This window comes from Pseudomonas sp. AIG, assembly GCF_977020205.1.
The window spans coordinates 1-13,628 of record NZ_CDROCK010000062.1 but is presented as its reverse complement, the minus strand read 5'-3'; the positions used below and the strand labels follow the sequence as shown (position 1 = coordinate 13,628).

The window sequence follows — 13,628 nt, the reverse complement described above, 5'->3', positions numbered from 1 at the left end:
TAGATTCTGTTTCCTTGAACAACCATCGGCCCCCGTGAAGGTTTCTTTAGCACAAAAGCCGAAACCGTCCACTCGAATCGCTCGACAAAAGCAGTAGTCCTTTTCGGAGAGCCGAACGCGAAAGCGTCCTTTGTTCGGAAACCCGGATAAACGATTCGTCCCGCGATTTGCCAACTCATAAAATCTTGATGTAAATCATCGAGTTAAACATTTCTCTGACGCAAAGTACGGCTGGTACAGATCCTGCTCCCTTCACCGCACCCCAGGCATCCAGATCGGCTTGGGGTGCATCTAGATGAACCTGCATCAGCACCGTCTCACTACTAGAGAGAAAAATAATGAAATCTGCTTTCAACACTTTGGTTCCGGGCGCTTTGGCCCTTCTCCTGCTCCTGCCCACCGCCCTTCAGGCGAAAGAAGTCGAAACCCAGACCAAGCTCGCTAACGTCGTAGTACTTGCCACCGGCGGCACCATCGCCGGCGCCGGCGCAAGCGCCGCCAACAGCGCCACCTACCAAGCGGCAAAGGTCGGCGTAGAGCAATTGATCGCCGGCATTCCCGAGCTGAGCAAACTGGCGAATGTGCGCGGCGAACAAGTCATGCAGATTGCCTCGGAAAGCATCACCAACGAAAACCTGCTGCAATTGGGTCGCCGCGTGGCCGAACTGGCCGACAGCAAAGACGTCGACGGCATCGTCATTACCCACGGCACCGACACCCTGGAAGAAACCGCTTACTTCCTAAACCTGGTGGAAAAAACCGACAAGCCGATCATCGTCGTCGGTTCGATGCGTCCGGGCACTGCCATGTCCGCCGATGGCATGCTTAACCTGTACAACGCCGTGGCCGTGGCCAGCAGCAAAGAAGCGCATGGCAAAGGCGTACTGGTGACCATGAATGACGAAATCCAGTCCGGTCGCGACGTCAGCAAGATGATCAACATCAAGACTGAAGCCTTCAAAAGTGCCTGGGGCCCACTGGGCATGGTGGTAGAAGGCAAATCCTACTGGTTCCGCTTGCCAGCCAAGCGTCACACCATGGATTCGGAATTCGACATCAAAAACATCAAGAGCCTTCCTGACGTAGAAATCGCTTATTCCTACGGCAACGTCAGCGATACTGCCTACAAGGCTCTCGCCCAATCCGGTGCCAAGGCCATTATCCATGCCGGCACCGGTAACGGCTCGGTCTCCTCCCGCGTGGTTCCAGCCCTGCAAGCGCTGCGCAAGGATGGCGTGCAAATCATTCGTTCGTCTCACGTCAACGCTGGCGGCTTCGTTCTGCGTAACGCCGAACAGCCAGACGACAAATACGACTGGGTTGTTGCTCACGACCTGAACCCGCAGAAAGCCCGCATCCTGGCAATGGTCGCCCTGACCAAAACCAACGACAGCAAAGAGCTGCAACGGATGTTCTGGGAATATTGATGGACCTTCGCCCAATCAATTCTTGATTGGGCACCCTGCGCCACTCGCCTGACCGGTGGGTGGTGCATCGCTCACAACGCTCTCGCACTTTTCCCACAAAAAATTCGACACGACCTACACCAAACTCAGAAAACCGCTGTCAGAGGATTTTCTTGAATTTTAAGCAGTTGCGAAAATGCTTACAGTTAAATACTGTATGCACGTACAGCTTAATAAGGATAACCTCGTGGCCACCTCCCCTGATGCTCCTGACGCTTACGAACGCATGGGCATGCGCGTTCAGAAAATCATCAATTCCCCCACCGCACAAAAAGCCAAAGCCGCACTGATCTTCCGTCTGCCGGACGAGCCGATGGACGAGTGGGAGCGCCTGCTTGAGGAAATCGACGAGAACGACAACGTCACCCTCGCCTACCGCGACGACGGTGGCGTGCAGATTTTTTGGGTTGTACCGAAGGAAGATTGATTCAATGAGTGTCCGCTGTTTTGCTTTGCTGCTTTTGTTCATCGCCATGGGTGCCCAGGCTGGCGCACCCCGCACCTTTACCGAAGCCAAGAAGGTCGCCTGGAAGCTTTATGCGCCGCAGTCCACAGAGTTTTACTGCGGGTGTAAATACACCGGCAACAAGGTTGATCTGAAAGCCTGCGGTTACGTACCGCGCAAGAATGCCAAGCGCGCATCGCGCATTGAATGGGAACACATTGTGCCGGCCTGGCAGTTCGGCCATCAGCGCCAATGCTGGCAGGAAGGTGGCCGCAAGAACTGCACCCGATACGACCCAAGCTATCAAAAGGCTGAAGCCGATCTGCATAACCTGGTGCCGAGCATTGGCGAGGTCAATGGCGATCGCAGCAATTTCAGTTACGGTTGGCTACCAGTGCAATCCGGGCAATACGGCTCGTGCCTGACCCAGGTCGACTTCAAGGCGAAAAAGGTCATGCCTCGCCCGTCCATACGCGGCATGATTGCCCGCACTTATTTTTACATGAGCAAGCAGTACGGCTTGCGCCTGTCGAAACAGGATCGGCAATTGTATGAAGCGTGGGACAAGACATATCCGGTGCAGGACTGGGAGCGTCAGCGCAATCAGAGCGTGGCGTGCGTGATGGGGCGCGGCAATGAATTTGTCGGCCCGGTAAATATGAAAGCCTGTGGTTGACCGACCACGCAAAAGAAAAGGCCTCGAACGCTATGTTCGAGGCCTTTTTATTTGTGCCTAGTTGGCTGCTTTGTTATGTCGCCAGTAACCCATCAAATTTAGAGATTCACGAGGCACGCCACACTCTTTGATCAGGTACCTGCGCAAACTCATCACAGCCGCCGACTCTCCGGCGATCCAACCGTAAAAGCCTTCAGTGGCGGTGCCGGCGATTTCCCACAGGATGTCCTTCTCTATGTCGACGTCAGCCAATTCGATCGCTTGTCCCGCTGAAGATGCGTGGATGGGTAGACTCGCCGCCCTCACCGCCTCCACCATCAGCGCTCCCGCGATTGTTTCGTTCGCCCTATCCCGGATCAACCAACGTATCGACAACCCTGGCCAATCAGGGACGTCGAGCATGTCCTGAGCACTGTCCACTTCAAAGAATGCCTGGACTTGTGGTCGCTCGGCGAGCATCGCCAACTCATCAAGAATGCCCATGGCCGCCGGCAGCGCCGTCGCATCTGCAACGAGCAAAAGTTGCTTGAGAGCCTGTGGCGGCTTCCACTCGAAGCCTCCAGCCTCCTTCGCCGAGAAATGGCGATCGGGCGCGAGGATCTGCATCGAATCACCCGGTTGCGAATGCAGCGCCCAACGAGACGCCGGGCCGGTCTCGCCATGCAGGACAAAATCAATATCGACTTCGCCTTGCTCCGCGCGCAAATGCCGGATGGTGTAGGTACGCATCACCGGACGCCGGTCTGCCAGCATCGCGCGAAACCGGGCGTACCAACCGTCCTCTTGAGAGAGCTTCTCGTACGAACCATTGGCCGCAGGAAAAAACAGCTTTACACGCTGATCCGGCGCCCAGGTCGCCATTTCGCGAACTGGTGCGCCGACGAGCGTGATCCGCATCATGTGCGGGCTCAACCGTTTTTTTCGATGCAAGGTTACATCGAACAGTTTGTAGGGATTGGCGGAGGCCATGGGGAACTCCTTCTGGAAATCATCAGCGACTCAATAGGAACGAGTCGCGCTAGAGAGCCTTTAGGAGATTCCGTCGACCGGAACGTTTACGGCGCGAGCGGATGCTCGACCAACACCGATTCAACGTTTTGTTTCTTGGCCTTCACCAGCGCAGCATCCACTTGAACCTTGCGAGCTTCTGCTTCTGCCTGGGAGTTGAACGGGCCAATCAGAATCCGCGTTTTACCGCTGCTGTCCTTGATCACCGTAGGCACAAAGGCGTGTTCGATCAACCAGCCACTCAGGTCGCTGACAGCCTGTGGCGTTTCACCGCGCACTTCGAGATCCCATTGTGGTGCAGCGGCCGCCGCCGGCGCCGTCACTGCTGCCGACTGTGGTTTTGGTGCGTCTGCATTCTTGCCTTCACCACACCCTGCCAATACCAGTGCCGCGACTACCCAAACCAATTTGCGCACAACGCTTTCCTCGAAATTCTCAAAGCCGCGATCTTATCATTCATAAATACTTCGCGAGCCCCGCAAAATGGGCACAAAACAACGAGATTGATGCCTGCAGCCTCTGTATAGTTACGCCCTGGGAATTAATGCCGCGTCTGCGCGTCAGAAAGAGGCACCCAAACCGTGAGACTTCGCACTAATCTATACGTACCACCGACCTCTGCACTGTCTGAATCAGGTGCCCTACAAAGCAATCAAGGAGAAGACCATGCTGATACTCACCCGCAAAGTCGGTGAAAGCATAAACATCGGTGATGACATCACTATCACCATTCTGGGCGTTAGCGGCCAACAGGTCCGTATTGGTATCAACGCTCCGAAAAACGTTGCCGTGCACCGTGAAGAGATTTACCAGCGCATTCAGGCTGGCCTGACCGCCCCGGACAAGCCACAAACTCCCTGAGCCGCCTCGCAGTCAGTAGCCAGTCCGTTTTACCTTGTGGAATGACTGGCTAGAGATTCACGCGCCGTTTTGCCATCCGCTCCCACCTCGCTGGGTACGGCGCCTGACACATGAGCCTTCCGCGTTACCCTCCCACCCTTTCTGCTGATCGATACTACCGAGCATTCTCAAGGCTGGCTGTCGGACATTTCCGATAGAGCGAAGGGAATTCGCCTTCCTACCCGAACGTCACACCACGTGCCATGCCTGTGGCTGCAACCATCATCAGCACCAGTAGCAGCGCTTCGACGTGACTGATGCGTGCAAACAACTTTGCTCTCCCGGTATCGAGTACCGTCCCCCGCGCCTTGGCGATCCGCCACTTGATCAGTGTGATCATCGGCGCAAGCTCCATCAACAGAATCAGAACGAACAGCGTCATCTTCAGGTGAAACAGCGGCTGATGAAGATAATAGTCAGTGCCTTTTTCGTAACCGCCAAAGGCACGCATCCCGCCTGTGATCAACAAGATCAGCGCGCAAATCCCCCAGAAATTGTCAGCCAGCAGAACCCGCCCGGCTTCCCCCGTCCCGGCGACCAGGCGACTGAACGCCGTCCCACGCGTCAGTACCGCCCAAAAACCCAAGGCAAATGCCAGCAGATGAACAGCTGCAAGAAACCAATGAACCAGCATCGATACACCCTCATCGCAAAGAGTTGAACATCGGCCAGTCAGTAGTAGTTGAAAAAACAAGGATTTGCCTGCGGGGTGTCGCCAGGCCTTCAGGAGAGATCGAAAGGAGAAATTTCAGCCAGTTGAGGCAAATCGCAGGCAAAAAAAATCCCAAGCAGCTGATGGAAGCTTGGGATTTAAAAATGCATAAACCGTGGTGGTGAACGCGGGGCGAATGTTACTTAATCCCACGAACAGTAACAACATTTTTTTGATAACCGGTTGGTTAGTAACAGTCGTAACCTGTTCAATATCCACACTTTTTCAAAGGGCGCTGGCGACGAACGGTGAATAGTCAGCCAATTGCCTGACCCGACGACGCAGAAATTCGATCATGGGTGGGAGGCACGACGAAAACTTGCGCACGCCATTCAGCAAGGACCGCTAAACGATGAAGCACGACTCGCAGTGGATCATCAGTCCTCACATGGTATTTCGAATGCCCTGAGATCGACTAAACGCGAAGTCGAGTTGACGCTCTGATGAGGGTTTTGCAAAAGTTTTGCAAATCGCAGACAACAAAAAAGGGCCCACCTTTCGGTGAGCCCTTCTAGACCGCCCAGCAGAGCGGATTTTGTTTGGTAGGCGCGATTGGACTCGAACCAACGACCCCCACCATGTCAAGGTGGTGCTCTAACCAACTGAGCTACGTGCCTGCTGTGAGGCGGCATTCTACGGAATTCCGGAGGGGTGTCAACACCTTTTTTTCACCTAACCCTATGAATATGCAAAATATTTAATTTTGGGTCGGCAACGAAGATTTTCCGGTGGCTGGCGGAGGTTTTTCAACTCGGGTAGGATCGACGCACTCGTAAAATATATTAAACAGAGGCTGCAGGATGGCGAACACCCTTTACCCAGAGTCCTATTACGCTGCGTCGGCCAATGCCGTACCGCCCCGCCTTGCCTTGCAGGATGCTGTGGAGACGGACGTCTGTGTGATCGGCGCCGGGTATACCGGGCTGTCCTCTGCTCTGTTTCTGTTGGAAAGCGGTTTTCGCGTCACCGTGCTGGAAGCGGCCAAGGTCGGTTTCGGCGCCTCCGGGCGTAATGGCGGGCAGATCGTTAACAGTTATAGCCGAGACATCGACGTCATCGAGCGCAGTGTCGGCCCGAAGCAGGCGCAACTACTCGGACATATGGCGTTCGAGGGCGGCCGGATCATTCGCGAGCGCGTGGCCAAGTACAACATCCAGTGCGACCTGAAGGACGGCGGCGTGTTCGCCGCGCTGACAGCCAAGCAGATGGGCCACCTGGAATCGCAGAAGCGCCTCTGGGAGCGCTTCGGTCATACGCAACTCGAATTGCTCGATCAACGCCGCATCCGCGAAGTGGTGGCATGCGATCAATACGTCGGCGGTATGCTCGACATGAGCGGCGGGCACATTCATCCGCTGAACCTCGCGCTCGGCGAAGCGGCGGCGGTCGAGTCCCTCGGCGGCACTATCTATGAACAATCGCCTGCCGTGCGCATCGAGCGCGGCGCCAACCCGGTGGTGCATACGCCGCAAGGCAAGGTCAGGGCCAAGTTCATTATCGTCGCCGGCAACGCCTATCTCGGCAATCTGGTGCCGGAACTGGCGGCCAAATCGATGCCATGCGGCACCCAGGTGATCACCACAGAGCCGCTGGGTGATGAGCTGGCGAAAGCGCTGCTGCCGCAGGACTACTGCGTTGAAGACTGCAATTACCTGCTCGACTACTACCGCCTCACGGGTGACAAACGCCTGATCTTCGGCGGCGGCGTGGTGTATGGCGCGCGCGATCCGGCGAATATCGAAGCGATCATTCGCCCGAAGATGCTCAAGGCTTTCCCGCAACTCAAGGATGTGAAGATTGATTACGCCTGGACCGGAAATTTCCTGCTGACCCTGTCGCGCTTGCCACAGGTTGGGCGCCTGGGCGACAACATCTATTACTCGCAAGGCTGCAGCGGCCATGGCGTGACTTACACGCATCTGGCCGGCAAGGTATTGGCTGAGGCGCTGCGCGGTCAGGCTGAGCGCTTCGATGCGTTTGCCGACTTGCCGCACTACCCGTTCCCCGGCGGGCAACTGTTGCGCACACCGTTTGCCGCACTGGGCGCGTGGTATTACGGACTGCGCGATAAATTCGGGATGTAAAAAAAGGGCCGCTGATCGCGGCCCTTTTTATTAAACACAGCACTCAGAGCTGATCCCGAGCAATCCCGCTACGAATCCGCAAGATATCCGCCAGCACCGCCAGCGCAATTTCCGCCGGCGTCTTGCTGCCGAGGTTCAGACCGATCGGCGCATGAATCCGCGCCAGCTCAGCCTCGCCCAAGCCGCCAATCCGACGCAACCGTTCGAAACGCTTCTGCGAAGTCTGCTGCGAACCCATCACGCCAATGTAAAAGGCTTCAGTGCGCACCGCTTCCATCATCGCCAGATCGTCGATGCGCGGATCGTGGGTCAGCGCCACGACCGCCGTATCGCGATGGCAGCCTCCGTCGGCAATAAACACCGACGGCAATTGCCGACGAATCTCCACGCCATCCAGCACCACGCCTTCGAGCACTTCATCGCGCGGATCACAGAGAATCACCTCAAACCCGAGACCCACGGCAAACTCGGCACAGGCCTGCGCCACGCTGGAGTAGCCGGCGAGCAACAGACGCTGCGCCGCGCCAACACGAATGCGCACCCGATCAATCTCACGCTCGATCCGCGCACCCTGCTCGCGATCAGCGAACAGACTGCGCGCACCGCTGGCCAGATCGACCTCGCGAATCAAGCGACGCTGACCGAGCAGCGCCGATTCCAATTCACGCAGATGCGCCTGCACCTCACAGTCAGCGTCAAATTTCTCAACCAGCACATCAAGAATGCCGCCACAAGGCAGGCTGACCCGCGAACGCGGATCATCGCCTTCGCCGTAACGCACGACATTGACTGCATCGAGAAACGCACCTTCGGCGACGCGCTCCAGAAAATCTTCCTCGACACAACCGCCGGACAGCGAGCCGATCCACTGCGCGCCTTCGTTCACCGCCAGCAGCGAACCCGGCGCGCGCGGTGCCGAGCCATAAGTGGTCAGCACGGTGCAGAGCCAGATGCGCTGCCCCGCCACCGACCACTCCAGCGCGCGGCGCACCACTTGTAGATCGAGATGCTGCATGTCAGTGCGCCTTGTGCTCGATGGACGGTGCGTCGGCTTGCAGCTTCTGTACTTCACTCACCGCCAGCTCAGCAGACTGCCCACCCCAGCCTTGACGCAGGTAGTTGAGCAGATCGGTCAGTTGTTCAGGACTGAGCTTGTCGGCAAAACCCGGCATCGGTTGCATGTGCTCGAAACCGGAGAATTTCTGTTCGCCGATACCGTCCTCGATCACCCGCAACAGATTGCGCGGGTCTTCCAGGCGCAACGTGGTGTTGCCGCGCATGGCCACCGCGATGTGCGGCTTGCCCTCGCCACCCGCCGCGTGACAGCCGGCGCAGACGTTCAGGTATTCCTGACGGCCGCGCTGGGCGCTGGCGCTGAGTTTCTCTACTGGCACTTCGACGAGCGCTTTGGCGGCTGGCGGTTTGTCGCCGAGCAGGAACGTCGCCATCGCTGCCAGATCAGCATCGTTCAAGCCTTGGGTGCTGTTGTGGAACACCGGGAACATCTCGTTGAACATCGTCCCTTGCGCGCTCATGCCGTGCTTGAGAAACGTGCCCAGATCCTGCTCGTTCCAGCCGCGCGCGGCCAGATCAGTGGCCAGCAGGCTCGGCGCCAGGTAGCCATTGAGGATGCCGCCGGTCAGGCGCTTATCCAACTGCATCGCACCCGGCAGACCGCGCGGGGTGTGGCATTCGCCGCAGTGACCGAGGACTTCGACCATGTACTGGCCGCGCTTCCACGCCTCGCTTTTGCCGTCGGCTGGCTCCAGCTTCAGCGCTTTGCCGTACATCATGTTCCAGCCGATCAGGCCCGGACGTACATTGAACGGGAAAGTCAGACTGGTGACCGGGGCTGCACGCTCGATCGGCTCGATGGTTTTCAGGTAGGCATGGATCGCGTCCGAGTCTTCACGCGGCATCAGGTGATACGAGGTGTACGGCATCGCCGGATACAGGTTCGCACCGTCGCGACGCTTGCCTTCGGTCAGCGCAGCGAAGAATTCGTCGTCGCTGTACAAACCGATGCCGTGCTCTTTGCTCGGGGTGATGTTGGTGCCGTAGATCGTGCCGAACGGCGAGACGATCGGCAGGCCGCCGGCAAATGGCGCGCCGCCCGGTGCAGTGTGGCAAGCCATGCAGTCGGCCGCGCGGGCAAGGTACTCGCCGCGCTTGACCTGATCATCGGCGTGGGCAAACAACACCGGCGCAGCGAGGCCGACCGCCAGGGTCAGGCGGGTCAGAAAAAGCTTCATGCTTAACCCTCCTTGACCAGGCCGAGATCGGTCAGCACGTTGCGGGTGGCGTTGTAATAACGCACGTACCCGGTGCAACGGCAGACGTGATGGCCGAGGCTGTCCTCGATGACTTGTTCGAGCTTGCTCTGCACGATCGGCTGGCGCTGCAGCTTCTCGACCAGCACGGTCGCGGCGTTGACGAAACCTGGCGCGCAGTAGCTGCACTGGAAAGCGAACTCGTCAACAAAGCGCTGCTGGATCGGGTTCAGTTCGGTGACCTGGCCCGCCTCATCACGCTTGGCGTGAGCTTCGATGGTGCGGACTTTCTTGCCTTCGAAATAATGCGCGCCGGTGATGCAGGTGCGCACCTCCTCACTGGTGCCATCCGGGTTATCGACGATCACCACGCAGGCGTGGCAGATGCCCTGGCCGCAGCCCAGACGCGAACCGGTGAGGTTTTTGTATTCGTGCAGGTAGTCGATCATCGGCAGGTCATCAGGGATGTCCACCGGGCCGACGGATTGACCATTGAGGGTCAGTTGAAGCGGACGGTTAGCCATTGAGGGCCTCCTTGATGCGCGCAGCAGTGATTGGCAGGTCGCGAACACGTTTACCGATGGCGTGCGCCACGGCGTTACCGATGGCACCGACAATCGGGATCATCACCACTTCGGCGATGCCTTTGGACGGGTCGCTTGGCGATAGCGCCGGGAGAATCTCCGACGTCTGTTTCCACACGGCAACGTGGCGCGCCATCGGCAGCCGGTAACGGTTGAAGTTCCAGTCACCCTCCCCCGGCCCGCCTTCATACAGCGGCATCTCTTCCATCAAGGCGTGACCAATACCCATGGCGATACCGCCCTCGAGCTGGCCCTTGACCAATTCCTCGACCAACACACGACCGCACTCGACCCACGAATGGTGGTTGAGCACTTCGACTTGAGCCGAACCTTTGTTGACCTTCAACTCGACCAACGTGGCGACCGGGCTGTAGTAAGTCACGGCAGCGTTGTTCAGCTGAACAACCGGGTAATTGATGTTCTGGCGATCGAGCAGGTGGAAGCCCGCCGTGCTCATCAACGCTTTCTTCGCTTTCGGCGCACCATCGCCATATTTCACGGCCAGACCGTCGAGCGGCAGACGCTCGCGCACGCCATCGATGCTGTATTCGGCCTCGGCCCAGCTCCAGCGGTTGAACGCGTGAACGGTGGCGCCGGTCACCAGACCATGCTCGTGAGCATGTTTGGCCAGCTCTTCGAAGCTCAGCGGCTGCATGCCGTTGGCGGTGAGTTTGCCGTCGACCCAGTGCGCATCTTCGCGACGCACGACGTAAGGGTTGGCTTGACCGCCATAAGGACCCTGACGCCAGATTTCCATGGCCGCCGGCCACAAACCGTTGTTGAACAGCACGCGCGCCGCTTCACGGGTGGCGTGACTGAAGTAGTACGCCGAGTTGGTCGCCGACGAGGCCGAAGCCAATTTGCCGACCCAACGCGGGTTGCGCAGCAGATTGTCCTGTTCGGCCTGGCTCATGATGTAAGGGTTGCCGCTGGTGATCAGTTGCATTTCCTTCCATTCGGTTTCGCCGGTCTTCACTTCGTGCGCCGGACTGCCGAGGAAGTCGGCGACGACCAGAGCTTGCGAGGTGGACATGCCGGTACCGATTTCGATACCGATGTGGCGCAGGGTAATGCGACCGTCGGCGGTGAATTCGATGCTGGCCATTGGCGCTTCGGAACCGGTGCCGAAGTCCTTCTGACAAATGGCGAAACCGACACCGTACCAGTTGTCCGGGTCGGCGGCTTCGCGCTGTTTCTTGATCGCGTCGCGGTTTTTCCAGACTTCGTGCACCGAAGCCTTGTCGAGAATTTCGTGCAGGCGCAGCGCACCGGCCGGGACCGCGCCCTGGGTGTTTTTCATGCCGGAACGCAAGGCGTTCTTGCGACGCAGGTCGATCGCGTCGACACCGAGGCGGTTGGCGATTTCATCGACCATCATCTCGGTCGCCGCCATGCTTTGCAGAGTGCCGTAGCCACGCATCGAGCCCGCCTCAACAGCGCGCGAGTGGTAGGCGGTGACCTGCAGGTCGTTCTGCGGCATGTAGTAGATCGACTGCGCGGCCGTGGCGCCAACGGCGGCAACCGACGGGCTGTAGTTGATCCGGCCACCACCGTCGACGCTCATTTCGGCGCGGAAAATCTTGAAGCTGTAGTCGTTCTTGTCCACGGCCAATTGATAGCGGATGTCGAACGGGTGGCGCTTGATGCCACTCTGGAATTGTTCGTAGCGGTCGTTGGCCAGACGCACTGGCACGCCGGCGCCGTACAGCGCAGCAAGGGCTGCGTAGTAAACGAAGATGTTGTGGTCTTTGGAACCGTAACCGACGGTGTAACCCGGGTGCATGTTCAGGTTGTCGAGGCCGAAGCGCGACGGCGCGATCATTTTCGCGGTCTCGGTCGCAGCTTCCAGCGGGCACTGGGTAGCCACCACGAAGTGCAGGGTTTTGGTTTTCGGGTCGTACCAGCCGTTGCCGTTGTCCGGCTCCATCGCGGCCGGCTCGATCGACGGGGTTTTGTAGCGCTCATCGAACACCAGCCAGTTGTCCGGTGGCGTATCGATCTCTTTCTTCATGCGGTCGGCATAGAACAGACCGCGCTCGGTCAAGTTGCCGTGCAGGTTCGGCTGGGAATTCCATACCGGACGACGGTTCTTCAGCATCGGAAAGAGGATCGAGTCCTTCAGGCTGGCGAATTCATCTTCATCGGCCGAGGTCGGGCCGCCGACGCGCACATAGCGGAAGCTGCCGTAGGGGTCGCCTTCGTAATACGGCACTTGTGCACCGTAACGAATCGCTTTGTCATTGAATTTGAGTTTGTTCTTGGCCTGACGGAAACGCTCGAAATCGTTCCAGATCAGGATCGCCACCGGGTGACCGATGAACATCGGCACCTTGCCTTCCGGCAGCAGTGGATCAGGGGCGTGCTCTTCCGGGAAGACGATGCCGTCCTTGTCCAGGTCAGCGGCGGTGACGATCCGGTCAGGCTGCAAGTCGGCGCCGAGCCACGACAGGTCGTAGCCGGCGTAAATGCGATCGGCCTTGATGGTTTTCAGCAACATGGCGTGGCCTTGCTGCTCAGGCCAGCCCGGCATGTCCTTGGAGCGGATGTCGCGGGCAAAGACTTTGCTGCCGCAGACCTTGGACAGTGCGTCGTTACGCTGACGCGCCTTGCCGTTGTTGCCGAGCCATTTCTCGGACGGCACGGTGACAGTGTTTTCCATCAAGGCAGCCAGCGCCTGACTGCTGAGCGGTGTGAGCGTGACGCTCACACCCGCCACCAGCCCGCCCTGAAGGAACGAGCGCCGGGATATATCACGGTTGGACATGGATCATCCTCTGGGCGGTTATACGTCCGCCCTTCTGGTTATCTACTGGGAATCTCGAGTCTTGCAGAAGCCTTTCTTGGCTAAACGAAGGGCGTGTTGACAGTGCAAAGCTGACCGAAAGGTTAACTTTAAAGGTTTCTGCGCTCGCAGCAAACAACCAGTTACAAAAATTTGACTAAAGAATCAAAAAATCAATGCGACGTGACACCGCAGCAGATTACCGAACCAATAGACATCCCCCTGTGGGAGCGAGCCTGCTCGCGAAGGCGCAGTGTCAGTCAGCGCATTTTTTGCTGATACACCGCATTCGCGAGCAGGCTCGCTCCCACATGGGGATTTGTGTCGGATTCAGAATCAGGCAAAAGGAGCGGAGAGGAAAAGCCAAATTTCAGACACAAAAAACCCCGGTCTTTCGACCAGGGTCTTTGCTATCGATTCCGAATCAGCCATTGGCTGCTTTCGGTGCTTCAAGGCGTTCAGTGGTCCTTGAAGCAGATATGGCGCAGCGGACGGGACTCGAACCCGCGACCCCCGGCGTGACAGGCCGGTATTCTAACCGACTGAACTACCGCTGCGTATCGCTTTGAGCTTGCGCTCAAGTAACTCGTTTTGACTGCAAGCTTCGGTGCTTTGCAATCGCGAACCAGACAAGCCTGATTCGTGAAATATGGCGCAGCGGACGGGACTCGAACCCGCGACCCCCGGCGTGACAGGCCGGT

General features: G+C 58.1%; 13 protein-coding genes and 2 tRNA genes. 5 read left to right on the top strand and 10 right to left on the bottom strand.

Annotated features, from left to right (window positions below):
- Positions 1-175: 175 nt before the first annotated feature.
- Positions 176-355, bottom strand: coding sequence for a hypothetical protein (locus tag ACWR1S_RS26855; protein ID WP_454565616.1), 180 nt, complete (start codon positions 353-355; stop codon positions 176-178).
- On the opposite strand from ACWR1S_RS26855, the gene ACWR1S_RS26850 reads away from it, so the two are divergent.
- From ACWR1S_RS26850 to ACWR1S_RS26840, 3 genes are all read left to right on the top strand, one after another.
- Positions 339-1,427 (top strand): asparaginase, encoded by a 1,089-nt coding sequence (locus tag ACWR1S_RS26850; protein WP_034152752.1) that lies wholly within the window; start codon positions 339-341, stop codon positions 1,425-1,427. The genes ACWR1S_RS26855 and ACWR1S_RS26850 overlap by 17 nt on opposite strands.
- A gap of 196 nt (positions 1,428-1,623) precedes the next feature.
- Entirely contained in the window at positions 1,624-1,893 is a 270-nt protein-coding gene (locus tag ACWR1S_RS26845) for a DUF1654 domain-containing protein (RefSeq protein ID WP_166219800.1), read from the top strand.
- Positions 1,894-1,897: 4 nt separating this feature from the next.
- On the top strand, positions 1,898-2,587 hold the full coding sequence (locus tag ACWR1S_RS26840; RefSeq protein WP_034152754.1) for an endonuclease: 690 nt from the start codon (positions 1,898-1,900) through the stop codon (positions 2,585-2,587).
- Positions 2,588-2,644: 57 nt separating this feature from the next.
- Here the strand turns inward: ACWR1S_RS26840 and ACWR1S_RS26835 are convergent, their stop codons facing one another.
- Complete coding sequence (locus ACWR1S_RS26835; RefSeq protein WP_454565615.1) at positions 2,645-3,556, bottom strand: siderophore-interacting protein; 912 nt, start codon at positions 3,554-3,556, stop codon at positions 2,645-2,647.
- Positions 3,557-3,642: 86 nt separating this feature from the next.
- The gene (locus tag ACWR1S_RS26830; protein WP_454565614.1) at positions 3,643-4,011 is read right to left on the bottom strand and encodes an SPOR domain-containing protein; all 369 of its coding nucleotides are present in this window, start codon (positions 4,009-4,011) and stop codon (positions 3,643-3,645) included.
- Between the two features lie 250 nt (positions 4,012-4,261).
- Here ACWR1S_RS26830 and csrA point away from each other — a divergent pair, with 250 nt between their 5' ends.
- Positions 4,262-4,456 (top strand): carbon storage regulator CsrA, encoded by a 195-nt coding sequence (gene csrA, locus ACWR1S_RS26825; protein ID WP_003179932.1) that lies wholly within the window; start codon positions 4,262-4,264, stop codon positions 4,454-4,456.
- Between the two features lie 217 nt (positions 4,457-4,673).
- On the opposite strand, the gene ACWR1S_RS26820 is transcribed toward csrA, so the two are convergent.
- Both ACWR1S_RS26820 and ACWR1S_RS26815 read right to left on the bottom strand, forming a co-directional pair.
- Positions 4,674-5,129, bottom strand: a complete 456-nt coding sequence (locus ACWR1S_RS26820) for a DUF2214 family protein (protein WP_454565613.1) — start codon at positions 5,127-5,129, stop codon at positions 4,674-4,676.
- A 618-nt stretch (positions 5,130-5,747) separates the two neighbouring features.
- A tRNA-Val gene (locus ACWR1S_RS26815) sits at positions 5,748-5,824 on the bottom strand.
- A 183-nt stretch (positions 5,825-6,007) separates the two neighbouring features.
- Here ACWR1S_RS26815 and ACWR1S_RS26810 point away from each other — a divergent pair.
- Positions 6,008-7,291, top strand: coding sequence for an NAD(P)/FAD-dependent oxidoreductase (locus ACWR1S_RS26810; protein WP_454565612.1), 1,284 nt, complete (start codon positions 6,008-6,010; stop codon positions 7,289-7,291).
- A 43-nt stretch (positions 7,292-7,334) separates the two neighbouring features.
- Here the strand turns inward: ACWR1S_RS26810 and ACWR1S_RS26805 are convergent, their stop codons facing one another.
- The 5 genes from ACWR1S_RS26805 to ACWR1S_RS26785 all read right to left on the bottom strand — a co-directional run bounded on the left by ACWR1S_RS26805 (position 7,335) and on the right by ACWR1S_RS26785 (position 13,484).
- A complete protein-coding gene (locus ACWR1S_RS26805) occupies positions 7,335-8,306 on the bottom strand; it encodes an XdhC family protein (RefSeq protein ID WP_454565611.1) in 972 nt (323 codons plus the stop codon).
- A 1-nt stretch (position 8,307) separates the two neighbouring features.
- Complete coding sequence (locus ACWR1S_RS26800; protein ID WP_454565610.1) at positions 8,308-9,543, bottom strand: c-type cytochrome; 1,236 nt, start codon at positions 9,541-9,543, stop codon at positions 8,308-8,310.
- A 2-nt stretch (positions 9,544-9,545) separates the two neighbouring features.
- Positions 9,546-10,085 carry a (2Fe-2S)-binding protein gene (locus ACWR1S_RS26795; protein WP_077571933.1) on the bottom strand — a complete coding sequence of 180 codons (540 nt, stop codon included), beginning with the start codon at positions 10,083-10,085 and terminating at the stop codon, positions 9,546-9,548.
- Positions 10,078-12,909, bottom strand: coding sequence for a xanthine dehydrogenase family protein molybdopterin-binding subunit (locus ACWR1S_RS26790; RefSeq protein ID WP_454565609.1), 2,832 nt, complete (start codon positions 12,907-12,909; stop codon positions 10,078-10,080). Before ACWR1S_RS26790 ends, ACWR1S_RS26795 begins: the two co-directional genes overlap by 8 nt.
- Before the next feature lie 498 nt (positions 12,910-13,407).
- Positions 13,408-13,484: transfer RNA gene (locus tag ACWR1S_RS26785), tRNA-Asp, on the bottom strand.
- Positions 13,485-13,628 lie beyond the last annotated feature (144 nt).

Coding starts and splice junctions, on each gene's coding strand:
- ACWR1S_RS26850 (WP_034152752.1), top strand. CDS start 339: ATGAAATCTGCTTTCAACACTTTGGTTCCGGGCGCTTTGGCCCTTCTC.
- ACWR1S_RS26790 (WP_454565609.1), bottom strand. CDS start 12,909: ATGTCCAACCGTGATATATCCCGGCGCTCGTTCCTTCAGGGCGGGCTG.
- ACWR1S_RS26800 (WP_454565610.1), bottom strand. CDS start 9,543: ATGAAGCTTTTTCTGACCCGCCTGACCCTGGCGGTCGGCCTCGCTGCG.
- ACWR1S_RS26835 (WP_454565615.1), bottom strand. CDS start 3,556: ATGGCCTCCGCCAATCCCTACAAACTGTTCGATGTAACCTTGCATCGA.
- ACWR1S_RS26805 (WP_454565611.1), bottom strand. CDS start 8,306: ATGCAGCATCTCGATCTACAAGTGGTGCGCCGCGCGCTGGAGTGGTCG.
- ACWR1S_RS26820 (WP_454565613.1), bottom strand. CDS start 5,129: ATGCTGGTTCATTGGTTTCTTGCAGCTGTTCATCTGCTGGCATTTGCC.
- ACWR1S_RS26840 (WP_034152754.1), top strand. CDS start 1,898: ATGAGTGTCCGCTGTTTTGCTTTGCTGCTTTTGTTCATCGCCATGGGT.
- ACWR1S_RS26795 (WP_077571933.1), bottom strand. CDS start 10,085: ATGGCTAACCGTCCGCTTCAACTGACCCTCAATGGTCAATCCGTCGGC.
- csrA (WP_003179932.1), top strand. CDS start 4,262: ATGCTGATACTCACCCGCAAAGTCGGTGAAAGCATAAACATCGGTGAT.
- ACWR1S_RS26845 (WP_166219800.1), top strand. CDS start 1,624: ATGCACGTACAGCTTAATAAGGATAACCTCGTGGCCACCTCCCCTGAT.
- ACWR1S_RS26810 (WP_454565612.1), top strand. CDS start 6,008: ATGGCGAACACCCTTTACCCAGAGTCCTATTACGCTGCGTCGGCCAAT.